This window comes from Pseudomonas sp. B13(2017), assembly GCF_002113245.1.
In the GTDB taxonomy this organism is placed as follows: Bacteria; Pseudomonadota; Gammaproteobacteria; order Pseudomonadales; family Pseudomonadaceae; genus Aquipseudomonas; species Aquipseudomonas putida_Z.
Genome location: NZ_NEJX01000035.1, coordinates 1 through 25,783 on the forward strand (window position 1 = coordinate 1; position 25,783 = coordinate 25,783).

The 25,783-nt window shown below is 65.1% G+C and carries 25 protein-coding genes and 1 pseudogene; 12 read left to right on the forward strand and 14 right to left on the reverse strand.

Translation table 11 applies throughout. The annotated features are described in order from the left end of the window. Positions 1–161: 161 nt before the first annotated feature. Genes CAG44_RS26620 through CAG44_RS26645 form a run of 6 tightly spaced genes read right to left on the reverse strand, consistent with a single transcriptional unit; the run spans position 162 to position 6,093 of the window. Complete coding sequence (locus tag CAG44_RS26620) at positions 162–1,901, reverse strand: ABC transporter substrate-binding protein (protein WP_013971878.1); 1,740 nt, start codon at positions 1,899–1,901, stop codon at positions 162–164. Between the two features lie 39 nt (positions 1,902–1,940). Further along, entirely contained in the window at positions 1,941–2,213 is a 273-nt protein-coding gene (locus tag CAG44_RS26625) for a DUF2160 domain-containing protein (RefSeq protein WP_085693410.1), read from the reverse strand. A 12-nt stretch (positions 2,214–2,225) separates the two neighbouring features. Further along, a complete protein-coding gene (locus CAG44_RS26630; RefSeq protein WP_013971876.1) occupies positions 2,226–3,026 on the reverse strand; it encodes a carbohydrate ABC transporter permease in 801 nt (266 codons plus the stop codon). A gap of 3 nt (positions 3,027–3,029) precedes the next feature. Further along, positions 3,030–3,893, reverse strand: coding sequence for a carbohydrate ABC transporter permease (locus tag CAG44_RS26635; RefSeq protein WP_013971875.1), 864 nt, complete (start codon positions 3,891–3,893; stop codon positions 3,030–3,032). Next, positions 3,890–4,999 (reverse strand): ABC transporter ATP-binding protein, encoded by a 1,110-nt coding sequence (locus tag CAG44_RS26640; RefSeq protein WP_085617502.1) that lies wholly within the window; start codon positions 4,997–4,999, stop codon positions 3,890–3,892. Before CAG44_RS26640 ends, CAG44_RS26635 begins: the two co-directional genes overlap by 4 nt. Continuing rightward, positions 4,999–6,093, reverse strand: coding sequence for an ABC transporter ATP-binding protein (locus CAG44_RS26645; protein ID WP_025338412.1), 1,095 nt, complete (start codon positions 6,091–6,093; stop codon positions 4,999–5,001). The genes CAG44_RS26640 and CAG44_RS26645 overlap by 1 nt, the downstream gene beginning before the upstream one ends. A gap of 224 nt (positions 6,094–6,317) precedes the next feature. Between CAG44_RS26645 and CAG44_RS26650 the strand changes: the two genes are divergently transcribed. The 7 genes from CAG44_RS26650 (at position 6,318) to CAG44_RS26680 (ending at position 14,554) form a co-directional block, all read left to right on the forward strand. Then, entirely contained in the window at positions 6,318–8,066 is a 1,749-nt protein-coding gene (locus tag CAG44_RS26650) for a sigma-54-dependent Fis family transcriptional regulator (protein WP_085693412.1), read from the forward strand. Positions 8,067–8,406: 340 nt separating this feature from the next. Next, positions 8,407–9,471: an ornithine cyclodeaminase gene (locus CAG44_RS26655; protein WP_085693414.1), complete on the forward strand. Its 1,065-nt coding sequence runs from the start codon at positions 8,407–8,409 to the stop codon at positions 9,469–9,471. 181 nt (positions 9,472–9,652) lie between these two features. Continuing rightward, positions 9,653–10,132, forward strand: a complete 480-nt coding sequence (locus CAG44_RS26660) for an Lrp/AsnC family transcriptional regulator (protein ID WP_025338409.1) — start codon at positions 9,653–9,655, stop codon at positions 10,130–10,132. Between the two features lie 438 nt (positions 10,133–10,570). Then, a complete protein-coding gene (locus tag CAG44_RS26665) occupies positions 10,571–11,881 on the forward strand; it encodes a C4-dicarboxylate transporter DctA (RefSeq protein WP_003260726.1) in 1,311 nt (436 codons plus the stop codon). A gap of 44 nt (positions 11,882–11,925) precedes the next feature. Next, positions 11,926–12,630 (forward strand): FadR/GntR family transcriptional regulator, encoded by a 705-nt coding sequence (locus tag CAG44_RS26670; RefSeq protein WP_025338408.1) that lies wholly within the window; start codon positions 11,926–11,928, stop codon positions 12,628–12,630. A 16-nt stretch (positions 12,631–12,646) separates the two neighbouring features. Then, entirely contained in the window at positions 12,647–13,315 is a 669-nt protein-coding gene (locus tag CAG44_RS26675; protein WP_085693416.1) for a GntR family transcriptional regulator, read from the forward strand. A 177-nt stretch (positions 13,316–13,492) separates the two neighbouring features. Beyond that, positions 13,493–14,554, forward strand: coding sequence for a hypothetical protein (locus CAG44_RS26680; RefSeq protein WP_085693418.1), 1,062 nt, complete (start codon positions 13,493–13,495; stop codon positions 14,552–14,554). Positions 14,555–14,680: 126 nt separating this feature from the next. Here CAG44_RS26680 and CAG44_RS26685 read toward each other — a convergent pair whose 3' ends face one another. Continuing rightward, positions 14,681–15,109, reverse strand: a complete 429-nt coding sequence (locus CAG44_RS26685) for a PACE efflux transporter (RefSeq protein WP_085693420.1) — start codon at positions 15,107–15,109, stop codon at positions 14,681–14,683. A gap of 102 nt (positions 15,110–15,211) precedes the next feature. Here CAG44_RS26685 and CAG44_RS26690 point away from each other — a divergent pair, with 102 nt between their 5' ends. The 3 genes and pseudogenes from CAG44_RS26690 (at position 15,212) to CAG44_RS29395 (ending at position 18,119) form a co-directional block, all read left to right on the forward strand. After that, positions 15,212–16,090, forward strand: coding sequence for a LysR family transcriptional regulator (locus tag CAG44_RS26690; protein ID WP_085693422.1), 879 nt, complete (start codon positions 15,212–15,214; stop codon positions 16,088–16,090). Between the two features lie 142 nt (positions 16,091–16,232). Next, positions 16,233–17,264 (forward strand): annotated as a pseudogene (gene mcpA, locus CAG44_RS29390) (methyl-accepting chemotaxis protein McpA); the annotation flags it as partial. Positions 17,265–17,378: 114 nt separating this feature from the next. Further along, positions 17,379–18,119 (forward strand): methyl-accepting chemotaxis protein, encoded by a 741-nt coding sequence (locus CAG44_RS29395; RefSeq protein ID WP_371858063.1) that lies wholly within the window; start codon positions 17,379–17,381, stop codon positions 18,117–18,119. 112 nt (positions 18,120–18,231) lie between these two features. Here the strand turns inward: CAG44_RS29395 and CAG44_RS26700 are convergent, their stop codons facing one another. The 3 genes from CAG44_RS26700 to CAG44_RS26710 all read right to left on the reverse strand — a co-directional run bounded on the left by CAG44_RS26700 (position 18,232) and on the right by CAG44_RS26710 (position 21,006). Next, entirely contained in the window at positions 18,232–19,296 is a 1,065-nt protein-coding gene (locus CAG44_RS26700) for a hypothetical protein (protein WP_075044523.1), read from the reverse strand. A 183-nt stretch (positions 19,297–19,479) separates the two neighbouring features. Then, positions 19,480–19,857, reverse strand: a complete 378-nt coding sequence (locus tag CAG44_RS26705; RefSeq protein ID WP_085663135.1) for a RidA family protein — start codon at positions 19,855–19,857, stop codon at positions 19,480–19,482. A gap of 12 nt (positions 19,858–19,869) precedes the next feature. After that, positions 19,870–21,006 carry an FAD-binding oxidoreductase gene (locus CAG44_RS26710; protein WP_085693425.1) on the reverse strand — a complete coding sequence of 379 codons (1,137 nt, stop codon included), beginning with the start codon at positions 21,004–21,006 and terminating at the stop codon, positions 19,870–19,872. Between the two features lie 114 nt (positions 21,007–21,120). On the opposite strand from CAG44_RS26710, the gene CAG44_RS26715 reads away from it, so the two are divergent. Then, positions 21,121–21,714 (forward strand): helix-turn-helix domain-containing protein, encoded by a 594-nt coding sequence (locus tag CAG44_RS26715; RefSeq protein WP_075044520.1) that lies wholly within the window; start codon positions 21,121–21,123, stop codon positions 21,712–21,714. A gap of 227 nt (positions 21,715–21,941) precedes the next feature. Then, positions 21,942–22,727: a sulfite exporter TauE/SafE family protein gene (locus CAG44_RS26720; RefSeq protein WP_046616814.1), complete on the forward strand. Its 786-nt coding sequence runs from the start codon at positions 21,942–21,944 to the stop codon at positions 22,725–22,727. A 3-nt stretch (positions 22,728–22,730) separates the two neighbouring features. Here CAG44_RS26720 and CAG44_RS26725 read toward each other — a convergent pair whose 3' ends face one another. The 4 genes from CAG44_RS26725 to CAG44_RS26740 all read right to left on the reverse strand — a co-directional run bounded on the left by CAG44_RS26725 (position 22,731) and on the right by CAG44_RS26740 (position 25,497). Continuing rightward, positions 22,731–23,270: a histidine phosphatase family protein gene (locus CAG44_RS26725; protein WP_085593497.1), complete on the reverse strand. Its 540-nt coding sequence runs from the start codon at positions 23,268–23,270 to the stop codon at positions 22,731–22,733. Positions 23,271–23,369: 99 nt separating this feature from the next. Continuing rightward, positions 23,370–23,702, reverse strand: a complete 333-nt coding sequence (locus CAG44_RS26730) for a DUF3325 domain-containing protein (RefSeq protein ID WP_085593495.1) — start codon at positions 23,700–23,702, stop codon at positions 23,370–23,372. Then, entirely contained in the window at positions 23,699–25,213 is a 1,515-nt protein-coding gene (locus tag CAG44_RS26735) for a PepSY domain-containing protein (RefSeq protein WP_085693427.1), read from the reverse strand. The genes CAG44_RS26730 and CAG44_RS26735 overlap by 4 nt, the downstream gene beginning before the upstream one ends. Beyond that, positions 25,210–25,497, reverse strand: coding sequence for an iron transporter (locus CAG44_RS26740; protein ID WP_075044517.1), 288 nt, complete (start codon positions 25,495–25,497; stop codon positions 25,210–25,212). The genes CAG44_RS26735 and CAG44_RS26740 overlap by 4 nt, the downstream gene beginning before the upstream one ends. Between the last annotated feature and the right edge of the window lie 286 nt (positions 25,498–25,783).

Below are 25,783 nucleotides of genomic sequence, written 5' to 3' on the forward strand. Positions count from 1 at the left end.
CAAGATTTTGAGTATTCATAACGGCGATCTCCAGTTAGATCCCCCAGTGAAAGCTTAGGCTTTCACTGGGGAGTCCTGGGAGGACCATTTCATTAGGTACTGCGCGGGGTACTTGTGGGAGCGGGCAAGCCCGCGAAGAAGCCAGCGCGGTATTCAGCCGGTCACTTCCTGGCCGCCTCCCACGACTTCAGCAGTTCGTTGTAGCTGACCGTCTCGCCCTTGGGCTTTTCGTTGGCCAGTTTCGGTTTCGGCGCCCCGGGCTGGTCGAACCAGTACTGGGCGTCCTTCTCCGGGTTCAGCTTCGGTGCGCAGGTGGCCTGGGCGTTGGACCGCTGCAAGCGCTCCATCATCCGGTCCTGGTCGCGCGCCAGGCCGTCCAGCGCTTCCTGCGGGGTCTTCTCGCCACTGGCCACTTCGGCGATGTGGCTCCACCACAACTGCGCCAACCGCGGGTAATCCGGCACGTTGGTGCCGGTCGGTGTCCACTGTACCCGCGCCGGGCTGCGGTAGAACTCCACCAGCCCGCCCAACTTGGGCGCCAGTTCGGTCATGGCCTGGGAGTTGATGTCCGACTCGCGAATCGGCGTGAGGCCGACGATGGTCTTTTTCAGCGACACGGTCTTGGAGGTGACGAACTGGGCGTACAGCCACGCAGCCAGGCGTTGCTTCTCGGGGGTGGACTTGAAGAAGGTCCACGAACCGGTGTCCTGGTAGCCCAGCTTCATCCCCTCCTCCCAGTACGGCCCCTTCGGCGAGGGCGCCATGCGCCACTTCGGCGTGCCGTCGGCGTTCACCACCGGCAAACCGGGCTTGGTCATGTCGGCGGTAAACGCGGTGTACCAGAAGATCTGCTGGGCAATGTTGCCCTGGGCCGGCACCGGGCCGGCTTCGGAGAAGGTCATGCCCTGGGCTTCCTTGGGCGCATAGGCACGCATCCAGTCCACGTACTTCTGCGTGGCATACACGGCGGCCGGGCCGTTGGTGTCGCCGCCACGGGTCACGCTGGACCCCACCGGGTGGCAGTCCTCCACGCGAATGCCCCATTCGTCCACCGGCAAACCATTGGGCAGGCCTTTGTCGCCGCCACCCGCCATGGAGAACCAGGCATCGGTGAAGCGCCAGCCCAGCGACGGGTCTTTCTTGCCGTAGTCCATGTGGCCATAAACGCGTTTGCCGTCGATTTCCTTGACGTCTTCGGTGAAGAACCTGGCAATGTCCTCGTAGGCCGACCAGTTCACCGGTACGCCCAGCTCGTAGCCGTACTTTTCCTTGAACCTGGCCTTCAGCTCGGGCCGCTCGAACCAGTCGGCACGGAACCAGTAGAGGTTGGCGAACTGCTGGTCGGGCAGTTGGTAGACCTTGCCATCCGGCGCGGTGGTGAAGGAAATGCCGATGAAGTCCTTCAGGTCCAGGGTCGGCGAAGTGTAGTCCTTGCCTTCGTTGGCCATCAGGTCGGTGATCGATTCCACCTTGCCGTAGCGAAAGTGCGTACCGATCAGGTCGGAGTCGTTGACCCAGCCGTCATAGATGTTCTTGTCCGACTGCATCTGTGTCTGCAGCTTTTCCACCACGTCGCCTTCCTGCAACAGGTCGTGGGTCAGCTGTATACCGGTGATCTCGCTGAAGGCCTTGGCCAGCACCTTGGACTCGTATTCATGGGTGGTGATGGTTTCCGACACCACGTTGATCTTCATGCCGCGGAACGGCTCGGCAGCCTTGATGAACCACTTCAACTCGGCCAGCTGCTGTTCAGGGGTAAGGGTCGAAGGCTTGAACTCACTGCCGAGCCACTTCCTTGCCGCATCCTCGTACTGGTCGGCCCAGGCTGTGCCCTGCACGCTGGCCAGTACCAGCAACGCGGCCAGGGTCAAATGTCGCCTGTTGTACTTGTTGTCGAACATTGTGATCTCCCGTTTCAGTTATCCCACAGGGCCGCTCGCTCAGCCCCAGCGCAGCACCACCACCAGCCACGCCAGCGACAGCAGCGAGGCCACCCACAATGGCCATTCGCTGACGCCAACCACCAGCAAATGCAGGTAGGCGCTGGCCAGCAGGCCGATGAACAAGCGGTCGCCACGGCTGGTGACCAGCGGCAGGAAGCCGCGTCGCTCCACGCAGGGGCGGTGCAGTTCGAGCAGGGTCATGCCCAGCAGCAGCACGCCAACGGCGGCGAAGAACAGCGCCGTCGGCAAGGTCCAGGCCATCCACTCCATGCCTTGCCCTCCTCACACCCGGCCCAGGGCGAAGCCCTTGGCCACATGGTTGCGCACGAACCAGATCACCAGCATGCCCGGCAAGATGGTCAGTACCCCCGCCGCCGCCAACACGCCCCAATCGATGCCCGAGGCCGACACGGTACGGGTCATCACCGCGGCGATCGGTTTGGCATTCACCGAGGTCAGGGTGCGCGCCAGCAGCAGCTCGACCCAGGAGAACATGAAACAGAAAAACGCCGTCACGCCGATGCCGGAGCCAATCAGCGGGATGAAGATCTTCACGAAGAAGCGCGGGAAGCTATAGCCGTCGATGTAGGCTGTTTCGTCGATTTCCTTCGGCACACCAGACATGAACCCTTCGAGGATCCACACCGCCAGCGGCACGTTGAACAGGCAGTGGGCCAGGGCCACGGCGATATGGGTATCGAACAGGCCGATCGACGAATACAGCTGGAAGAACGGCAGCAGGAACACCGCCGGTGGCGCCATGCGGTTGGTCAGCAGCCAGAAGAACAGGTGCCGGTCCCCGAGGAAGCGGTAACGCGAGAAGGCATATGCCGCTGGCAGCGCCACCAGCAGCGAAATCAGCGTGTTCAGGCACACGTAGTACAGCGAATTGATGTAGCCGCTGTACCAGCTGGCATCGGTGAAGATCACCCGGTAGTTGTCGAGGGTGAACGCCTGTGGCCACAGGGTCAGGCCGCCGAGGATCTCGGTGTTGCTCTTGAACGACATGTTCAGCAGCCAGTAGATCGGCACCAGCAGGAAGAAGAAGTACAGCAGCAGGGCCAGCGATTTGCGCGTGCTCATGGCCTAGTCCTTGTCGGCATGGGTCATGGCTGTGTAGAACAGCCACGAAACCAGCAGGATGATCAGGAAGTACACCAGCGAGAATGCCGCCGCCGGGCCCAGGTCGAACTGCCCCACGGCCATGCGCGTGAGGGTCTGGCTGAGGAAGGTGGTGGCGTTGCCGGGCCCGCCACCGGTCAGCACGAAGGGCTCGGTGTAGATCATGAAGCTGTCCATGAAGCGCAGCATCACCGCGATCAGCAGCACGTTCTTCAGCTTGGGCAACTGGATATGGCGGAACACCGCCCAGCCCGAGGCGCGGTCGATGCGCGCAGCCTGGTAGTACACGTCGGGGATGGCGCGCAGCCCCGAATAACAGAGCAACGCCACCAGCGATGTCCAGTGCCACACGTCCATCACCAGCACGGTCAGCCAAGCGTCGAACGGGTCGCCAGCGTAGTTGTAGCTGACCCCGAGCTTGGCCAGTGTGGCGCCGAGCAGGCCGATGTCGGCCCGGCCGAAAATCTGCCAGATGGTGCCGACCACGTTCCATGGGATCAGCAACGGGATGGCCATGACGATCAGGCACACCGAGGCCATGCGCCCCTTGGTCGGCATGGTCAGGGCAATGGCGATGCCCAGCGGGATCTCGATCAGCAGCACGCAGGCGGAATAGATGAACTGGCGCAGCAGCGCATCGTGCAGCGCCGGGTCGCGCAGCACCTGGCGGTACCAGTCGGCGCCGACGAAGTAGCGGTTGGACTGGTCGAAGATGTCCTGCACCGAGTAGTTGACCACCGTCATCATCGGCACCACCGCACTGAATGCCACCAGCAGGAACACCGGCAGCACCAGCCACCAGGCCTTGTTGTTCGGCACCTTGTTCATGGCCCGGCCTCCAGCAGCACATCGTCGACGTACAGCATCAGCCACTGCGCCGGCAGGCTGACCCAGGCCTGGGCCACCGGCAGCGGGCGGTCCTCGCCCAGGCGCGCCTTGAGCGCGACACCGCCCAGTTCGAGGGTGACGATGCGGTAGGTGCCCAGGTCCTCGACGTCCAGCACCCGTGCCGGGTAGGCGTCATCGAACGGGCTGTCCCACAGCTGCACGAATTCCGGGCGGATGCCTACTTGCAGGCGTCCACCGCCCGTGGCCGCCAGGCGCTCTCGCAGGTGCTCCCGAAGTTGCCCGGGCAGCACCAGGTGAATATCGCCGAACGCCACCCCATCCGCTTCGGCGCGTACCTCGATCAGGTTCATCCCCGGGCTGCCGATGAAGTAACCGACGAAGGTATGCCGCGGCCGCTCGAACAGTTCGCGCGGGGTGCCGAACTGGACGATGCGCCCGCCGTGCATCACCGCGATCTTGTCGGCGAACGTCGAGGCCTCCAACTGGTCGTGGGTGACGTAGATCATGGTGATGTTGAACTGCTCGTGGATCTGCTTGAGCTTGCGCCGCAGCTTCCACTTCAGGTGCGGGTCGATCACCGTCAGCGGCTCGTCGAACAGGATCGCCGACACGTCATCGCGCACCAGGCCACGGCCCATGGAGACCTTCTGCTTTTCGTCGGCACTGAGGTTGCGCGCCTTCTTGCGCAGCACGGCCGAGAGGTCGAGCACCTCGGCAATCTCCTCCACCCGGGCCTGCACCCGGGCTTCGTCCAGCCCCTGGTTACGCAAGGGAAACGCCAGGTTGTCGAACACCGTCATGGTGTCGTACACCACCGGGAACTGGAACACCTGGGCGATGTTGCGCGCCTGTGGTGACAGCTGGTTGACCGGCTTGCCGTCGAACAGCACCTCGCCGTGGGACGGTGTCAGCAGCCCGGAGATGATGTTGAGCAAGGTCGACTTGCCGCAGCCCGACGGCCCGAGCAATGCGTAGGCACCACCCTGCTCCCACACATGCTCCAGCGCGTGCAGGGCATAGTCCGCCTCGCTGGCGGGCTGGCGGCTGTAGCTGTGCGCCAGTTGGCGCAGGCGGATCTCGGCCATCACCCTCTCCTTGCCTGGCGCAGCCCAGGGGCCTGCACCAGCGCCCCGGCGCTGTCGAACACGAACAGCTTGTGGGTGGGGATGAACACGCGGATCGGCGTGTCCACCTGGTATTCGTGCACCCCTGGCAGGTGCAGGATCATGCGCCAGTGTTCGTTGCGTACATGCAGGAAGGTCTCTGAACCACTGATCTCGGCCAGTTCCACCAGCACCGACAATTCCAGGTCGTCGTCGTGGGCCGGCACCAGGCTGATGTGGCTGGGCCGCACGCCAAAGCGGTAGTCACCCTCGGCAAGCGGCTGCAGGTCGGCATTGCGGGCAAAGTGCACGGCCTGGGCCAGGCTCACGTCGTTGCCGCTGATACGGCCAGGCACCAGGTTGATCGGCGGCTCGGAAAACAGCTCGGCAGCCAGCACGCTGCCCGGGCGCTGGTAGACCTCGGCGGTAGGCCCGCTCTGGACGATACGGCCCTCATGCACCAGGGTGGTGGTGCCGCCCAGAGCCAGCGCCTCGTTGGGCTCGGTGGTGGCATACACGGCAATGCAGTGGCGTGCCGCGAACAGTTCGCGCAGTTCCTGGCGCAGGCCCTCGCGCAGTTTGTAGTCGAGGTTGACCAGTGGCTCGTCGAACAAAATCAGCGAGGCATCCTTGACCAGCGCCCGGGCCATTGCCGTGCGTTGCTGCTGGCCACCGGACAGCTCCAGCGGCAGGCGCTGCAGGTAGGCTTCGATGCGCAGCATTTCGGCGGTTTCCTGCACCCGTCGGCGAATCTGGGGCTCGTCCATGCGTGCCTGGCGCAGCGGTGACGCAATGTTCTCGTACACGCTGAGGGTCGGGTAATTGATGAACTGCTGATACACCATCGACACATTGCGCTGGCGCACCGGCACGCCAGTCACGTCCTGGCCATCCATCAGCACCCGCCCCCGGTCCGGGCGATCGAGCCCGGCCATCAGGCGCATCAGGCTGGTCTTGCCGGCCAGGGTGCGGCCCAGCAGCACGTTGAACGAGCCGGGTTCGAAACGCAGTGAGGCATCGACGATCCAGGCCTGGTTGTCGACGCTGCGGCTGACCTGTTCCAGCACCAGGGACATGGCGTGGCCTTCTTGTGGTTTTTGTCTGCCGGGCACAGCCAGTTTCGTGCCAGTTGCGCCGCGACCGTCTGGCCCGGGGCCTTGCTGGCAACACCGGCCAATCGCAGGTTCACAAGTGAACACAAGCACTGAACAACTGAACACTTGCCGGTTTGACATTGAACAACCGTGCACGACACTGAACAGCGGTCGGCCCCATGACAACAATCACACAGGACAGGCCCATGGCCGCATCCGCTTCGCCCCATGCCCAACTGATCCAGGCCTCCTGGGCTCGCTGCCGCGACCACGGCCTGCAACCTCAGCACGCCCCGGACTTCGACTGCCTGACCCGCGCCGAGCTGAACGCCCTGCTGGAGCAGCGCCAGGCCCTGCTGCGCCTGACCCGCGAAGCGGTGCTGCCGCAATATGCACACCTGCTGGGCAATGCCAGCTACCTGGTGATGCTGGCCGATGCCAGTGGCTGCCTGCTCGACAGCTGGGGCTCGCGGCGGTTCATCGAGCCGCGCCAGCAGCATGGCTTCAGCGCCGGTGCCCACTGGCACGAGCGCGGTGTCGGCACCAATGCGCTGGGCACCGCACTGGTCTGCGCCGAGGCAATTCACGTTGGCCAGGACGAACACTTCCTGCGCCAGAACCGCTACATGTCCAGCGCCGCCACGCCGCTGTTCGACGCCGAGCGGCAGCTGGTCGGGGTGCTCGATGTGGCCAGCGACGGCTACCTGCCCGCCAGCCAGACCCTGGGCCTGGTGCGCATGATGGGCCAGAGCCTGGAGAACCGCCTGATCCTCGCCAAGCACGCCGACCAGCACGCGCAACTGATCTTCAACAGCGCCTCCGACAACCTCGACAGCCCCTGGGCCGGCCTGCTGGTGTTCGATGAGCACGGGCAGGTGCTGGCCGCCAATCACCGGGCCGACACCCTGCTCGGGGGCAACCCGCTGCAGCAGAACATCGCGCAACTGTTCCAGTTGCCCCTGCAACAGCTGCTCAGCCATCCCCGGCAACAGCCCTTCGCCCTGCAAGCCACCGGGCGCAACCGCTTTCATTGCCAGTGGCAGCCGCCGCGCGAGGCCCCCAGCCGCCCCACCGCCAGTAGCGCCGAGCCACGCCTGGAGAAGGCCCTGGCGCAGGCCGGCCTGCTGCTGGAAAAGGACATCCCGGTGCTGGTGCAGGGGGAAACCGGCGTAGGCAAGGAGGTATTCGTCGATACCCTGCACCGGGCCAGCAGCCGCGCCAGCCAGCCGCTGATCGCCGTCAACTGCGCGGCGATCCCGGCCGAGCTGGTGGAGTCGGAACTGTTCGGCTACGACAAGGGCGCGTTCACCGGCGCCCACCAGAAGGGCAACCCGGGGCTGATCCGCAAGGCCCACCACGGCATCCTGTTCCTCGACGAAATCGGCGACATGCCGCTGCCCACCCAGGCCCGCCTGCTGCGCGTGCTGCAGACGCGCAGCATCCAGCCATTGGGCAGCGGCGAACCGGTGGCGGTGGATATCCGCGTGGTGTCGGCGAGCAACCGCGACCTGGCCGAAGAAGTGCGCGCCGGGCGCTTTCGCCAGGACTTGTATTACCGCATCGCCGGGCTGGCGGTGGTGTTGCCGCCGCTGCGCGAGCGCAGTGACCGCCGGCAACTGATCGAGCAGGTGCATGCGCGCTACCGCGACCCCGGGCAGCCTGCGCGGCTGCCTGCGGCCATTATCGAACTGCTCGATCAGCACCCCTGGCCGGGGAATATGCGTGAACTGGTGAGTGTGCTGCAGGTGGCGCTGGCCTTGGCGGGTAATGGGCCTGTCGGCGTCGAGCACCTGCCTGCAGGATTTCTGGCCGAGTTGCAGGCCCCCGTGCTGCTTGCCACTGAGGAAGCGGACCTGCACGCGCTGGTGGAGCAAGCCAACGGCAACCTGTCGGCGGTGGCGCGCGGGCTTGGGATCAGCCGCACCACGCTGTACAAGCGGTTGCGTGAGCGATGATTGCCTTTGCCTGTGCTGGCCTCATCGCCGGCAAGCCAGCTCCCACAAGGGAATGTGGCACGCTCTCGAACATTGTTCCCTGTGCGACAGCGCAGCCCAAAGGACTGGGCAATCTCCCACAGGTACAGCGCCGCTATCAAGGCCTGTGATATCCCTGTGGGAGCCGGCTTGCCGGCGATAGGGCCGGGCCAGGCAGCCACAGCCGATTCGGCTGCCAGCGCAGCGAAATCAGCCAAAGCCGCTGCCGCCACAGCCCATTACAGCCAGCTTTACCTCCCCACCCGCCGCACAATGAAACCAGAGCCCCACTCTGGAAGCGTCGACCGCAGGGAGACCCCTCATGACCCGCTATATCGATGTGCAAGACCTGGCCCGCCTGGTCAACCGCAAAGGCCTGCCCACGTGCCTGCTGGAAATGGCCGAGTACATCCGTCAGGACTACCTGCGCTGGCCCGCCTTCGAAAAGTGTGCCCGGGTGGCCAACCATTCAGCGGATGGCGTGATCGAGCTGATGCCAATCTCGGACGCCAGCCGCTACGCCTTCAAGTACGTCAACGGCCATCCGAAGAACACTCGCCATGGCCTGCCCACGGTGATGGCCTTCGGCGCCCTGGCGAGCGTCGATACCGGTGCACCGTTGCTGCTCAGCGAAATGACCCTGACCACCGCCATCCGCACTGCGGCCACCTCGGCCCTGGCCGCCCGCTACCTGGCGCGCGAAGACAGCCGCAGCATGGCGTTGATCGGCAATGGCTCGCAAAGCGAGTTCCAGGCCATCGCCTTCAATGCCCTGCTGGGCATCGATGAAATCCGCCTGTACGACATCGACCCGGCCGCTTCGGCCAAATTGGTCGCCAACCTGGCCAACCGCCCCGGCCTCAAGCTGAGCATCGCCAGCTCCGTGGCCGAAGCGGTACGCGGGGCCGATATCGTCACCACGGTGACCGCCGACAAGGCCTGCGCCACCATTCTCACCCCGGAGATGATCGAGCCGGGCATGCACCTGAACGCCGTGGGCGGTGACTGCCCAGGCAAGACCGAGCTGCACCGGGCGATTGTCGAGCGGGCCCGGGTGATCGTCGAGTACGAGCCGCAGAGCCGGGTGGAAGGCGAGATCCAGCAGATGCCGGCTGACTCGCCAGTGACCGAGTTCTGGCGTGTGGTTGCCGGGGAAGCCAAGGGGCGTGAGCGCGCCGAACAGGTGACGCTGTTCGACTCGGTGGGGTTTGCCCTGGAGGATTACTCGGCCTTGCGCTATGTGCTGGATACGGCGCAGGCACTGGGTATCGGCACGGATATCGGGCTGGTGCCGGTGCTGGAGGATTCGAAGGATTTGTATGGGTTGTTGCAGCCGCGGGTGGTGGAGTTGCGGGCAGTAAACAAGGCTAACTCCGTCTGTGCCTGATAGACCTTGGGGCTGCTGCGCAGCCCTTTCGCGACACAAGGCCGCTCCCACAAAAGGCCGCCGCCATTTCGCATGGTTGCGCGATCCCTGTGGGAGCGGCCTTGTGTCGCGATGGGCCGCGCAGCGGCCCCCTTTACCGCCTAACCTGTCCCATGCCCTCTTCCAAACGAAGCCCAAGCGCATGGACACCAAGGACGCCAACGCCCACCCCCTCGACCGCATCGACGAAGCGATCATCGACATCCTGCGCCATGACGGCCGCATCACCTTCGAAAAACTCTCCAGCCTCGTCCACCTCACCCCCCGCCCCTGCCTGGAGCGTGTACGCAAGCTGGAGCGCCGTGGCGTGATCCGCGGCTACGGGGCGATCATCGACCTGCAGAAGGTGGCGCCCGGGGTGTCGCTGCTGGTGCTGGTCGCCCTGTCCAACCAAAGCGGGCGGGCCGCGCAGAAGGCCTTCGAAGCCACCCTGCGCAACTGCCCGGAAGTGCACGAGTGCCAGCTGATCAGCGGCCACTTCGACTACAGCCTGCGCCTGCGCTGCCGCGACATGGAACACTACCGGCTGCTCAGCGAAAGCTGGATGAACGACGACACCCTGCACATCGACAAGCTGGTCGCGCACCCGGTACTGGCCGAGGTCAAGCCAATGGCTCGCTGACGCGCTATCAAGAGTCGCGCCATTACGCCGGGCGCGGACTCTACGAGGTCACCCGCATAATGCAAATAACCTTTGTGAATCATGGCGTTATCGAAAATATTGAAGTCGGCATGGCGCTTGGCAAGCTGATTGCAACGGTGCCCGAGGCACTGGCCAAAGCCTGATCTGATTCATGTGCGCACGCGGTTCGCCGCTGCGATTCACCTGCGAACGGCCGCACTGCGGCCCGATCAACCAGACGCACCGAATTAGAGCGAGGCAGGCTGGATTGCCCCACAACTGGTCAGACCGGTAAGGCCAAAAATCCTTGCAATGTCGGATTTTTCGCGCTTTCATGGCTTCGCGCTGAACAAACCGGTAAGACCACAATAATTAAGTCCTGCGCTCTTTCGCCCCGTGCGGCTACCGAAGCAAGGACACCGATCAGAGATCCCTCCCATGCTCAAATGGTGCTCGCGTTCGATCTTCCTTCAAGTCGTGCTCGGCCTTGCCCTCGGCATCGCCTGCGGTCTCAGCTTCCCCGACCTTTCCCTGCAACTCAAACCCCTTGGCGACGGCTTCATCAAGCTGATCAAGATGCTCATCGGCCTGATCGTGTTCTGCGTGGTGGTCAGCGGTATCTCGGGCGCCGGCGACCTGAAAAAGGTCGGGCGCATCGGCCTGAAGTCGGTGATCTACTTCGAAGTACTGACCACCCTGGCGCTGGTGATCGGCCTGGTGTTCGCCTTCACCAGCGGCATCGGCAGCGGCGCCAACATCCACCTGGACCAACTGTCCAGCGCCGACGCCAGCAGCCTGGCCGAGCGCGGCCAGCACATCCACGGTGCCACGGCGTTCTTCATGGACCTGATACCCACCTCGGTGATCGGCGCCTTCGCCGACAACAACATCCTCCAGGTGCTGCTGTTCTCGGTACTGTTCGGCAGCGCGCTGAACCTGGTGGGTGACTCGGCAGCCGGCATCTCGCGGCTGATCAACGAACTGAGCCACGTGATCTTCCGCATCATGGGCATGATCGTGCGCCTGGCACCGATCGGCGTGTTCGGTGCCATCGCCTTCACCACCAGCAAGTACGGCCTGGAATCGCTGCAACACCTGGGCGGGCTGGTGGCGCTGTTCTACCTGACCTGTGCCGGCTTCGTACTGATCGTGCTGGGCACGGTCATGCGCCTGTCGGGCCTGAAGCTGCTGCCACTGATCAAGTACCTGCGTGAGGAGCTGACCATCGTGCTGGGCACCGCCTCGTCCGATGCCGTACTGCCACAGATCATGCGCAAGCTCGAGCACCTGGGCATCGGCAGCTCCACCGTCGGCCTGGTGATCCCCACCGGCTATTCGTTCAACCTCGATGGTTTCTCCATCTACCTGACCCTGGCCATCGTGTTCATTGCCAACGCCACCGGCACGCCACTGGCAATGACCGACCTGCTGACCATCCTGCTGGTATCGCTGGTGACTTCCAAGGGCGCTCACGGCATCCCAGGCTCGGCGCTGGTGATCCTTGCCGCTACCCTGACCGCCGTGCCGGCGATCCCGGTGGTCGGCCTGGTACTGGTACTGGCGGTGGACTGGTTCATGGGCATCGGCCGGGCGCTGACCAACCTGATCGGCAACTGCGTGGCCACCGTGGCCATCGCCCGCTGGGAGAAGGACATCGACCTGGAACGCGCGCACAACGTGCTCGACGGCAAACCCGGCTTCGCCCCCACGCCACGCAAGCAGCCCAACCCCCATCAACAGGAATTCTGAGCGAACGTGGCCGGCACTGATGCCGGCCCTTCCAGGAGCGAACCGTGATCAGCTCATCTACCGTCGTCAACTCAGTGGTGGAAAAACTGCGCCAGGCCCTCGCCCGAGGCCAATGGCGTACCGGCGACATGCTGCCAGGCCAGCGCGAGCTGGCCGAACAACTGGGTATCAGCCGCCCCAGCCTGCGCGAAGCGGTGACCGTGCTGGAAACCCTGGGCCTGGTGCGTTCGCTGCCGGGCAAGGGCGTGCTGGTACTGGATGCCGATGCCGCCGCCCAGGAACCGGGCGTGGACACCAGCGCCGCAGCCAGCCTGGCCGACGTGCTGGAGCTGCGCTACACCCTCGAGCCCTTCATCGTCGGCCTGGTGGCGCAGTCGGCCAACAGCCAGGACATCGGCCAGCTGCGCCTGACCCTGATGGACATGCGTGAAGCGCTGGAGGCCGATGACAGCGAAGCCGGCGTCAGGGCCTACATCGCCTTCCATGAAGCGCTGTTCGCCCTGACCACCAACCCGATCTTCCAGAGCGTGGTGCAACAGACCGGCAATGCCCTCAAGCAGAGCGCCGACATGCTGCGCAATTCGCCAGAGCACCTGGCCGCGCGGCTGAAGGAAAACGAAGCGGTGGTGCGCGCCATACGTGAGCGCAGCAGCGCCCAGGCCAGTGCCCAGATGCGCCAGCACATTCTGGCCGAAGGGTTGCGCATGGGCATCCCGTTGAACATCCCGGACGAACACCCGCATCCATGACCCCAGGAGAGCGACCATGAACGCCGCCCCTCACTTGCCGGCCCTGCTCGCGGCCGGCGAAACCCGACTGTCGGCCGAGCAGATCTACCCGCGGCTGTTCGATGCCATTCTCGAACAGCGCCTGCCACCTGGCAGCCTGTTGCCCGAACAGGCGCTGGGCCATGCCTTTGGCGTCAGCCGTACAGTGATCCGCCGCGTGCTCGGGCGCCTGTCCGACCAGCAGGTGGTGGTGCAGCGCCCCAGCCACACTGCGCATCTGGCCGCGCCCGACCCGGAGCAGGCCCGCCAGGTGCTCAGCGCCCGGCGCCTGGCCGAAACCACGCTGATCACCCTGGCCGCGCAACGCGCCCGGCCGGTACAGATTCGCCAGTTGCGACAACTGGTGGAGCGCGAGCGCCAGCACCATGAGAACGGCGAGCGTTGTGCGGCGATCCGCCTGGGCGGCGAGTTTCACCTGAAACTGGCGCAGGTGGCCGCCAATGCGCCACTGGCACGGTTCCTCAACGGCCTGGTGCCGATGACCTCGCTGATCATCGCCCGCTACGAGTCGCCATGCTGCAACCACTGCGCGTGGCAGGAACATGCGGCGATCATCGATGCCGTGGAGCACGGCGATGCCGAGGCGGCGCTGGGGCTGATGCACAAGCATCTCGACCGCCTGGAAGAAAAGCTCGACCTGGAGTAATCGGGGACGCTGCGCGTCCCATCGCCGGCAAGCCAGCTCCCACAGGTTTCGCGCTGTTCTCGAGGTCATCGCGGTCCCTGTGGGAGCTGGCTTGCCGGCGATGGGCTGCACGGCAGCCCCCTCAACCCCACCCTATACTCCGAGAACCACCCCAGCCTCTATCAGGGAGGCGGTTGCGTGAGCACTCGAGTCCTCCTGCTGCTGTGCCTGCTGCTGGCCCTGGCCGGCTGCGCAGGCAAGCCGCCACCTGTCCCGCCACCACCGGTGGTGCTCACCCCCGCCGCCTGGCAACGCATCGACCAGGAACTGATCGAAGCCTCGGTCGGCGCCGCCAGCTCGGCCAACGACTATGCCCGGCGCTCCATGCGAGTGTGGAAGGAACAGGTGCAGCAGCGCACCGAAAGCGACTTTGTCCCCTGGTTCACCGGCTACTGGACCCAGCAGTGGCTGACCCTCAAGGTGGCCTGGTACAAGATCGACAGTGGTGAAGGCCGGGAGCCGGCGGAAAAGCGCCTGGCGCTGTACCTGCAGGAGCAGTACCACAAGCGGGTGATCGAACCGGTGGCCGAGCAGATCAACCCCGAAGGCATCCGCGACCGTGCCAGCGAGCTGTACCTGCAACTGCTCGGCCAGCAGCTGCCGGCCATCATCAGCCGCTACAACGCGCCCCCCGAGCAGTTCAGCCAGCGCCTCAACCGCATCCCCGCCATCGCCCTGGGGCCGCCGGATGCGCGCAATGCCAGCCTGTACCAACTACTGCGAGCCAAGTCGCTAGCCCAGCAACCGGCCTGGCAAGCCATGCGCCAGCACCTGCACCAGCAGGCCAGCAAAGGCCCCGGGAGGACCGATGTCGGGCTGAACTCGGTGGCCAACCAGGCCAGCGAAAAGCTCGGTGCCACCCTGGCCCCGCGCGGCATCGCCAGTGCCGTGGCGTCGGCGGTGGGCAAGGTGGCGGGGGCGATGATTTCGATTGCGGCGGCCGGTTACGGGATGATGACCCATGACCGCGAACACCCGCAGATGGTCGAGCAGTTGCGGGTGATCCTCAACGTGGCGCTGAACCAGGAATGGCAGGAGCTGATGGAGAACCGCCAGAGCGGGGCCATGTCGGGGGTGTACTACCTGTCGGGGCAGGTCGAGGACAGCTTGCTGGCCAGTGCGCCGCGGCCGGCGGAACAACCGGTCGAGCAGCAGGTGAAGCAGCAGCAGGAGCCTTTGATCATTCGCTTGCCGCCTTAGTAGTGGTTTTCTGTGGCGGCCTCTTCGCGGGCTCGCCCGCTCCCACAGGGGTATCACAGGCCTTGAGAACTGTGGAGATCCTGTGGGAGCGGGCGTGCCCGCGAAGAGGCCGCCACAGGTATCGCGTCAGGCCGTAGCCAACGCAGAACTGGGCAAGCCAAAGATCCGGTCGAACGCCCAGTTGTAGACAAAGGTGTAGCACGGCACCAGCACGATGAACGCCATGTCCACCAGCAGTGCCTCCAGCAATGTCATGTCCAGCCACCAGGCAATCAGCGGGATCAGGTACACCACCAGGGTCAGCTGGAAGCCGATGGCATGCGCCACCCGCCGTGCCACACTGCGCCCGCGCGTGGCCTGGCGGCTCTCCCACCACTCGAACAGGGTGTTGTAGATCAGGTTCCAGAGCATGGCGATGGTGGTGATCATTACCGCCAGAGGCCCGGTATGCGACGCTTGGGTGTCCGACAGGTAGGCCAGCCCGAGGGTCGACATGCACAGCCCGATCAGTTCATAGAAAGTCACGTAGACCAGTTTGCGTTTGAGTCCCTGCACCCGGGGTTACCTCCAATGACAAAAGCGATGGGGCGCGATCATGCTTCATCATGCTTGACAGCAAAAGTCAGCAGCTGTCAGATCTACTGACAGGAGGCTGCCATGAACTTTTCCAGCGACAATATCCAGCTGTTTCTCGCCGTGCTCGACCGCGGTTCGTTTTCCGCCGCCGCGCGCGCCCTGCAGCGGGTGCCTTCGGCCGTGAGCATGGCCATCGGCAACCTCGAGGCCGAACTGGGCTACACCCTGTTCGAGCGCGGCCCGCGGGAAGTCCGCCCGACCGCCCAGGCCATGGCGCTGGAACCCCATGCCCGGCTGATCGCCGAGCAGTTGGGGCTGCTGCAGGTGCATGCCCTGGAGCTGTCCCAGGGGCTGGAGAGCAGCCTGACCCTGGCGGTGGTGCCGGACATCGACCACCGCCCGCTGCTGGCGGCCATCGCTCGCCTGGGTGAGCGGCACCCGCTGCTGGACATCGCCTTGCTCAGCGCCCCGCAGGAAGAGGCCGTGCACCTGCTGGACAGCGGCCGCGCCGACCTCTGCGTGGCCTTTGCCGGACTGCAGGTCGATGCCCGGCGCGGCTTCCAGCACATCGGCATGGAGTCGCTGGTGGCTACCCTTTCCCCCGCCCACCCGGCCTTGCGCGAGGGGCGTATCCACTACCTCGAAGACCTCACCCGGGTGCGCCAGATCCTGGTGCGCAGCCGTGACCTGCCGCCGGCCGACCCACGCCCGTTGATAGGCGCCACGCACTGGTCAACCGACAGCTTCGACCTCGCCCTGCAGATGGTGGAGGCCGGCCTGGGCTGGGGCGACTTGCCGCTGTCGCGGGTCGCGCCACTGCTGGCCAGCGGGCGCCTGGTGCGCCTGGATTTTCGCAACACCCGCAACGAGCTGCAGTTGCCGGTACACATCTTCTGGCGCAAGCAACAACCGTTGCAGCAGGCTGCACGCCTGTTGATCGAGCAGTTGTGTAGCCAGTGAATGCCGTCCGTCGAAATGACCGTAAGAAATTTCTGTAAGCACTTCAATCTTTTACCCCTTGAGCCGATATCCCGAACGATAGGTTGCGCAATGCGTCATGAGCGCGCTGCGCCCTCCCCTCATTGGCCCAAGGTCTCGAAACATGAACCTGAAATTTCGCCACAAGATCCTGCTCAGCGCCTGCGGCGTCGTAGTCCTGGCATTTGCCCTGTTCACGCTCTACAACGACTACCTGCAACGCAACACCATTCGCCAGAACATCGAAGCTTCGGTGCAGCAGTCCGGCGCACTGACCGCCAGCAGCGTGCAGAACTGGATGAGCGGGCGCATCCTGGTCCTGGAAAACCTGGCCCAGGACATCGCCCAGCAAGGTGCCGGCGAGACTCTGGCCGGGCTGATCGAGCAGCCGTCCTACACGCGCAATTTCCTGTTCACCTACCTGGGCCAGGCCAATGGTGTGTTCACCCAGCGCCCCGATACACAGATGCCGGCCGGTTACGACCCACGTCAGCGCCCTTGGTACGGCGCCGCGGCCAGCGCCGGGCAGACCGTGCTGACTGCCCCGTACCAGGGTGCTGTCGGCGGCCTGATGGTCACCATCGCCACGCCGGTGAAAAGCAAGGGCAATGGCGAGCTGATCGGTGTGGTCGGCGGTGACGTCACCCTCGACACCTTGGTCGAGATCATCAACTCGGTCGATTTCGGCGGCATCGGCCACGCCTTCCTGGCCGACAGCAATGGCCAGGTGATCGTCAGCCCCGACAAAGACCAGGTGATGAAGAACCTCAAGGACATCTACCCCGGCAGCAACCTGCAAGTCGCCGCCGGCATGCAGGATGTCACCCTCAATGGCCAGGACCGCATCATCTCCTTCGCCCCGGTGGCGGGCCTGCCTTCGGCACAGTGGTACATCGGCCTGTCGATCGACAAGGACAAGGCCTACGCCGCGCTCAGCCAGTTCCGCACCTCGGCGATCATCGCCATGCTGATCGCCGTGGCGGCCATCGCCGGCCTTCTCGGCCTGCTGATCCCGGTGCTGATGAGCCCGCTGACCACCATGGGCCGCGCCATGCGCGACATCGCCGAGGGCGAAGGTGACCTTACCCGCCGCCTGACCGTGCAGAACAAGGACGAGTTCGGCGAACTGGCCACTTCGTTCAACCGCTTCGTCGAGCGCATCCATGCCTCGATCAGCGAAGTGTCCTCGGCAACCCGCCTGGTGCACGACCTGTCGGAAAAGGTGGTCAATGCCTCCAATGCGTCGATCACCGGTTCCGAAGAGCAAAGCATGCGCACCAACAGCGTGGCCGCAGCAATCAACGAACTGGGTGCCGCCACCCAGGAAATCGCCCGCAACGCCGCCGATGCCTCGCAGCATGCCAGCGGTGCCAGCGAACAGGCCCACGGTGGCCGTGAAGTGGTCGAAGAAGCGATCAGCGCCATGACCGCCCTGTCGCAGCGCATCAGCGAGTCCTGCGCGCAAATCGAAACGCTCAACGCCAGCACTGACGAAATCGGCAAGATCCTCGATGTGATCAAGGGCATCTCGCAGCAGACCAACCTTCTGGCGCTGAACGCCGCCATCGAAGCGGCCCGTGCCGGTGAGGCCGGCCGTGGCTTTGCCGTGGTGGCCGACGAGGTACGCAACCTGGCGCACCGCACCCAGGAATCGGCGGAAGAAATCCACCGCATGATCACCAGCCTGCAGGTAGGCTCGCGCGAAGCGGTGCACACCATGAACACCAGCCAGGTTTCCAGCGAGCAGACCGTGCAGGTGGCCAACGAGGCCGGCGAGCGCCTGGCCAGCGTGACCCAGCGCATTGGCGAGATCGATGGCATGAACCAATCGGTGGCTACCGCTACCGAAGAGCAGACCGCTGTGGTCGAGAGCCTCAACCTGGACATCACCCAGATCAACGCCCTGAACCAGCAAGGGGTGGAGAACCTCAACGAGACCCTGCGCCATTGCGACCAACTGGCCCAGCAGGCCGGGCGTCTGAAGCAGCTGGTAGGCAGCTTCAGAATCTGATGGCCCAGGGGGGCGCTCTGCGCCCCAATCGCGACGCAAGGCCGCTCCCACAGGTGCCATGCGGTCCTTGTGGGAGCGGCCTTGTGTCGCGATCGGGCTGCGCAGCAGCCCCCTACGCCACCGCCGCTTTAACCACTTTGCTCCGCCGGACCCAGGCCAGCAGCACCGCCGCCATCAGCACGAAGCCCAGGTAGCCGAACAGCGGGTACACCTCACCCACCAGGCTGATGAACCCCACCAGGCTGCAGCCGAACGCCACCACCCCGGTCACCACCGAGCCCCAGCGAAACTTCGCCGTCCCCGCCGGCATCAGCCGCGAGAGAAACGAGAACAACGTACCCACCGCGGTGTTGACGATCATGCCGAAGATGATCAGGCACATCACCAGCCCCAGCAGTGGCGATACTTCGTTGGCGATCGACAGCATCGGCATCGGCAGGTCAGCCACGCTGTCCAGGCGCGACAACAGCCCGGCACTCATCACCAGCATCAGGCCGCCCAGTGCTGCACCACCGAGCAGCCCACCCCATACCGCGGTTCTCTCGCCCTTGGCCGAGCCGCCCAGGATGGCCAGGATCGGCGCGCCGGCAACGATGTTGTACGACACGTACAGGAACGCCCCCAGCAGCCAGTGACGGGTGCCCGCCTGTTGCTGGCTGGCCAGCTGGTCGAGCTGGGCGAAGCTCTGCTCCCGGCTGAACACGGCGTACAACGCAATCGCCGAGGCCACCAGGATCAGCAACGGCGTGATGGCACCGATGGCGAGGATCACCTTGCGCACATCCAGGCACACGATGCCCACCACCACCAGCGTCACCATCACGCTGCCGGCCAGCGCCGGGATGCCGAACTGCTGCTCCAGCAAGGCACCACCACCGGCCAGCATGACCACGGTGACGGCAAACATGAAAAAGGTGATCAGCCAGTCGACGAACAGGCCCAGGTGACGGCCGCAGATGGCCTGGATCACATCCTTGTGCGAAGTGGCCTGCTGGCGATTGCCCAGCCCCGCCAGGGCCATGCCGAGGAAGGTGAACAAGGCTGCGCTGACCAGCGCACCGACCAGCCCCCACACACCGAAATCGACAAAGAACAACAACAGTTCCCGCCCCGAAGCGAACCCCGCCCCCACGATCACGCCGACAAACGCGCCGGCAATCTTCAGCTGCTCTTGCATGTGAACCTCTGGATTTATTGTTGTTGTCTCACTGCCACCACATCGCTTTTGTGGGAGCGGCCTTGTGTCGCGAAAGGGCCGCAGAGCGGCCCCCGGCGATCTGTGCAGCAATGCAGAAATCCTGGGGCCGCTCCGCGCCCCTATCGCGACACAAGGCCGCTCCCACATGGGCGATTTGTTCGGTCAAAAATCTCCGACAAACGCCTGCACTTCGATCTCCACATCCACCCCCAGCGCCAATGCCGAGGCCACGGTCGAGCGCACCGGCAGCGCTGCGCCGAAGAACTCCTTGTACACCTCGTTGAAACCGGCGAAGTGGCTCATGTCCGACAGCCACACCGTGGCCTTGACCACCTGGTCGAAACGCGCGCCGCAGGCCGCCAGGCTTTCGCCGATGCGCTCGCAGGCGGCGCGGGTCTGGGTCTGGATGTCACCGCGCACCACTTCGCCGCCGGCACTCATCGGCACCTGGCCGGACAGGAACAGGAAGCCGCCGGCTTTCACCGCACGGGAGAACGGGAACGGCAGGCTGCTGGGGAAACGCTGGATATCATTGCTCATGGGATGCTCCTTTCAGGATTGCTGGAAACGGGCCGGGGACAGGCGCTCGGGCGCCACCCCCTGGCTGACAAGGCTTGGACACAGGGGCTGGCCCAGCAGCAGGTCGGCAGCCAGGCGCGAGGCGCCCGCAGCCGACTGGATGCCATAGCCACCTTGTGCCGCCAGCCAGAAGAACGCTGGCGCGTGCACATCGAAACCGATCACCAGGTCGCCGTCGGCGACGAACGAGCGCAGCCCGGCCCAGGTGTGGCTCGGCCGGCGGATCGCCAGGGTGGTCATGGCCTCGATGTTGTAGATGCCCAAAGCCACGTCGAGCTCCTCGGGCGCGGCGTCCTGGGGTTCGACCGGGTCGGCATTGGCCGGCGAACCCAGCAACTGGCCGGCGTCGGGCTTGAAGTAGAAGCTTTCGTCTACGCCGATTACCGCAGGCCAGCGGGCGAAGTCCTGGTCTGCCGGGCCGGGGAAAGTAAAGGCACTGCGCCGGCAGGGTTGCAGGCCGATACGCGCCACGCCGCACTGCTCGGCCACACGGTCGGCCCAGGCGCCAGCGGCATTGACCAGCTGGCGCGCCTGTATGCGGTTGCCATCGCCCAGCTGCACCTGCCACAGGTCATCCAGATACCAGGCCTGGACAAGCTCGGCGTTACAGCGCAGTTCGCCGCCAGCGGCGCGATAGCCGCGCAAGAAGCCCTGGTGCAGGGCATGTACGTCCAGGTCCATGGCCCCCGCCTCGAGCACCGCGCCGGCCAGGTTCTCGCCACGCAGGCTCGGCACCAGGGCCAGGGCGGCGTCGCGGTCGAGCAGGCTGACCTCGGTGCCGTTGGCCAGGTTCTGCGCATGGGTCTGCTCGAGCAGCGTGCGCTGTTCCAGGCTGGCGACGTACAGGCAGCCACGCGGTTCCAGCAGCGGGTGCTCGCAGAAACCCTGCGGTGGTGCTTCGTAGAAGGCCCGGCTGGCGCGGGTCAACGCCTGGATCTGCGGGGTGCCGTAGGCCTCCATGAACATGGCTGCCGAACGCCCGGTGGAATGGTAGCCAGGCTGTGCCTCGCGCTCGAGCAGCAGCACCTTCTGCTGGCCGGCCAGGCGATAGCCCAGGGATGCACCGGCAATGCCGGCGCCGATGATCAGGGTGTCGTAGATCGGGGTCATGCACGCTCCTGCCAGGCTAATTATCATTTATGAGAATTCTAATATATGAGAATTTACGAATACGCAAGGGTCCAAGGTAAGATGCCCGACCAACGCCGCATGCCGAGACCCCGAATGCCCGCTGCCCTACCCCTGCTGGACCGTGCCGTAGTCGGCCAGCGCCTGCGCCAGGTGCGCAAGGCGCGCCAGATGACCCTCAAGCAATTGTCCGAAGCCAGCGGCGTACCGCTGTCCACCTTGTCGAAGATGGAACTGGCGCAGGTCTCGGTCAGCTACGAAAAACTGGCCGCTGCCGCCCGGGCGCTGAATGTCGACATTGCCCAGCTGTTGCGGGCCAGCGGCACGGTCACAGCACCGGCACCGGTGACCGTGGTGGTCGATTCACTGCCGGCGGCGGCGGGCTACTCGACCGGCACCTATGACTACCACCCGATCGCCGGCGACTTCCCCGAACGGCGCATGACACCCGCCTATGCCCGCATCATTGCCCGTGAACGCGGCCAGTTCGACGATTTTATCCGCCACCCCGGGCAAGAGTTCGCGTTGGTGCTAAGCGGGCGCGTTCGTATCGAGTTCGAAACCGGCGAAGCGGTGAGCATCGGGCCGCAGGAGACGGCGTATTTCGACAGCCAGGTGGGGCATATCTACCTGTCGGAAAGTGACGATGGCGCAGATGCGCATGTGATGGTGGTGATGACCGATCGCTGACTCGGTGCTGCCTGCCAGGGCCCTATCGCCGGCAAGCCGGCTCCCACACCGACCGCATCAACCTCAGGGCCTGTGCAGTACCTGTGGGAGCTGGCTTGCCGGCGATAGGGCCCTGGCAGGCAAGCACCCGGTTATAACCTAATAACGAACAAGTCTATTTGGCTATAAAAAAATCTATATGCTGGGCTGCATCCGATAACGGGCAAAGTTGGGCAGTCGAGTAGCGTATGGATGTAGGTTCTTTCGGTTTCACCATTGCGGGCCTGGTCGTGGGTTTCATCGTCGGAATGACCGGCGTCGGTGGCGGCTCGCTGATGACCCCGATCCTATTGTGGTTTGGCATCAGCCCGGCAACAGCCGTCGGCACCGACCTGCTCTACGCCGCCATCACCAAGGCCAGTGGCGTCTGGGTGCATGCGCGCAACAAGAACGTCGACTGGAAGATCACCGGCCTGCTCAGCCTGGGCAGCGTGCCCGCTGCGGCGCTGACCCTGTGGTTCCTCAGCACCCTGCACACCGACACCTCGGCGCTCAACGCCGTCATCAAGCAAGGCCTGGCGGTGGTGCTGATTCTGACCGCGCTGGCCATCCTGTTCAAATCGCGCCTGCAGGCCTTCGCCAGCCGCCATGCCGGTGACCACTACCACCTCAGCGACCGCAGCCTGAACATCCTTACCGTGCTCACCGGCGTGGTGCTGGGGGTGATGGTCACCCTCACTTCCATCGGTGCTGGCGCACTGGGTACCGTGGCGCTGTTCCTGCTGTACCCGTTCCTGGTCACCCGCCGCCTGGTCGGTACCGAAATCGCCCACGCCGTGCCACTTACCCTGGTGGCGGGCCTGGGCCATGCCGGCATGGGCAACATGGACTGGTCGCTGCTGGGCTACCTGCTGCTGGGCTCGCTGCCAGGCATCTACCTGGGCAGCCACCTCACCGGGCGGATTTCCGACCGCGTGCTGCGTCCGTGCCTGGCGGCGATGCTGCTGCTGATCGGCTACAAGCTGGCGTTCTGACCTTCAGCCCAGGCGCAGGCGCCACTGCCCGGTAAAGCTCAGCTCCAGGCGCGACAGCGGCAACACGTCGACCCGCTGACTGGCGCTCATCGGGCAGCCAAGTACGTGCACCAGCGCGGCGCGCATGACCATCGGGTGGGTAACCGCCACCCATTCACCCGGCCTGTCGAAGGCCGCCAACCAGGCGGCGATGCGCTGGCAAAGCACGGCGAACGACTCGCCGCCGTGCACATTACTGGCCGGGGCCTGCAGCCATTCGGCCATCGCCTGCGGTTGCTCGGCCTGCAATCGCTTCAGCGTCAGCCCTTGCCAACGCCCCAGGTCGCAATCGGCCAAGGCCGGCTCGACCTGCACCGGTCCCGAAAACCACGCCGCCGTCTCGCAGGCTCGCCGCTCTGGTGCAGTCAGCACCGGCACACCGGAAAGGTCGGCGAAAGGCTGCTGGCCCAACGGCAGGATGCCATCGTCGGCACGGTGCAGGCGCCCGGTCTTCTGGGCCTGGGTAAGGGCGTGGCAGATCAGGGTCAGACGGACGGCTTTCACCGGGTTTCTCTCGCAGCGGGTCGGGGCGCAAGGTTTAACATGCCTTGGCACTTTTTACCGCAACAACCTGGCACCGGCTGCGCCGACGATGGGGCCTGGTCAGATCATCAGCAGCATCAGTCCCCAAACCGGCACCGCTGCCACCAACCCCACCGCCAGCCGCGGCCAGTATGGCAGCAGCAATACCAGCACCATCCCCGCCAGCGACATCACGGCAAACCAGGCCACCGGCCCCATGGCCCAGCCCCAGGCCTGGGCACACAGCACCAGACTGGCCAGCAACGCCAGCCAGCCGGCCGCGCGCAAGCCGACACGCAGCACCCGCGGGCAGATGCGGTTCCATACCTGCTTGTAATGCCGCTCCAGCCCCTGGCACAGCCCCAGCATGCCAGCGTAGGCGAACAACACGCTGCCCATGACCCACATCATCATGCCCCGGCCTCCATCCGCCGCCCTGCCCTGGCCTTCTGCGGCACCCACTGCGCCTGCCATACGCGCCAGGCCAGCAGCCCGAGCAATACACCCAACACCAAGGCACAGGCCACCACCCCCAGGCGCATGGCGTCGCCCAAGCCACCCAACGCACCCAGGCCAATGCACAGCAACGCGGTCAGCAGCAGTTGCTCGACCCAGGCCCGGCGTACCGGCCTGATACCGGCATGCAACAGCGCCAGCAGCCATACACCAAAGAACGCACGAACCTCCCAGCTCTCCCGCTGCGCCAGTTCCACCGGCAGCACACGGCTGGCCCACAGCAACCCCACGCACGCCAACAACAGGCCACTGACGAAACCCACGTTGCACACCTCCGCCACTCGGTACCAACGCCGCACCGAAGCCTCGGCGCTGGTGTACTTGCGCCCACGCTTCACGCAGAACAGCACCAGCCCGCTGGCGATCATCAGGCAACTGACCAGCCCGCAGACAAAATACAGCCAGCGCATCGGGTAGCCGCCAAACTGGGCGAAATGCAGGCCGGCCATGACCCGCTGGGTCAATGGCGCCGCGCGCCATTCGGCGACGTCGCCGAGCAACTGCCCGCTGACACCATCGAAGACCATGGCCTGGCCCTTGGCCAAGGCAATGCGGTTGCCCAGCCCGGGGCGTATTTCGATACGCGCCGCCGCCGTGTTGGGGTTGCGGATATTCAGGCCACCAATCGGCCCCAGGCGCGCCTCGGCCTGGGCCAGCAATGGCGCGACATCGACCAGCGCGGCCGGTTGCCTGGCCAGGCCGCGGGGCTGCTCCAGGCGGGCATTGCCCTGGGCCTGAAAGTAGGCACGATTGTCGCCGGCGAACAGCGCATCGACCCCGGCCGGGATGTAGATGAGCATGAAGATCACCAGGCCGGTGTAGGTGATCATCAGGTGGAACGGCAGCAACAGCACCGCGCTGGCGTTGTGGAAATCCAGCCACGAGCGCTGGCCCTTGTTCGGCCGGAAGGTGAAGAACTCCTTGAAAATCTTCTTGTGGATGACGATACCGGTGACCAGCGCCGCGAGCATCACCAGCGCCAGCGCGCCGACCACGAAGATGCCCCAGTTGCGTGGCAGGTCGAGGGTGAAATGGAAGCGGAAGAAGAAGTTGCCACCAACACTGTCCCGCACCTCGATGGCCTCGCCAGTGCGCGGGTCGAGCTGTACGGTGGGGCCATGGCGACGCTCGCCGGTGGACACGCGCAACCCGGGCGAGCGCTCGCTCGGCAGGCTGATGCCCCAGTTGCCAGCCTGCGGCTCGTGGGCCTGCAGGTAGGCAATGGCGCGCCGCGCGGCGTCGGCCTGGGGTACCTCGGTGGCCGGGATTTCCGGTTGCATCCAGTGGTCGAGTTCCTTGTCGAATACCGCCAGGGTGCCGGTGACGAAGATGGCGAACAGCAGCCAGCCGAAAATCAGCCCGGCCCAGGTGTGCAGCCAGGCCATCGATTGGGTGAAGGTGTTCTTCATGCCAGCCACTCCAGTGCCTGCGGCCAGAAGCCGATCAGGGCAAGCGGTACGGCCACAGCCAGCGGGGCCCAGGCACGCAGGGCATCGCTGCAGGCGAAGGCCCAGAGGATGGCGGCGGTGTAGAAGATGAAGGCCGGCAAGGTCGCGACGATGACCGCATCGGCGGCAGCCAGCGGCAGGATGCGGGCCAGGCAGGCGCTGGCGGCGTAGCTGAGGGCATAGCCGCCGAGCAGTGCGGCACAGCTGCGGGAGAGGATCTGCAGCCAGGCGGGGGCTTTGATCATCGGGGGCTCCTTGGCGTTGATCGGTGGCATCCGGGGCTGCTTTGCAGCCCATTCGCCGGCAAGCCAGCTCCCACAGGGATTGCACAGGGTTCGAATACTGTGTGGTACCAGTGGGAGCAACTGTCTTGCTCAAATTCCAAACGTTGGCGCGATCCCTGTGGGAGCGGCCTTGTGTCGCGAAAGGGCTGCAAAGCAGCCCCAGCAATTTCAACTGTTGCGCATCAATCCTGGGGCCGCGTTGCGGCCCTTTCGCGACACAAGGCCGCTCCCACAGGTACAGCGACAA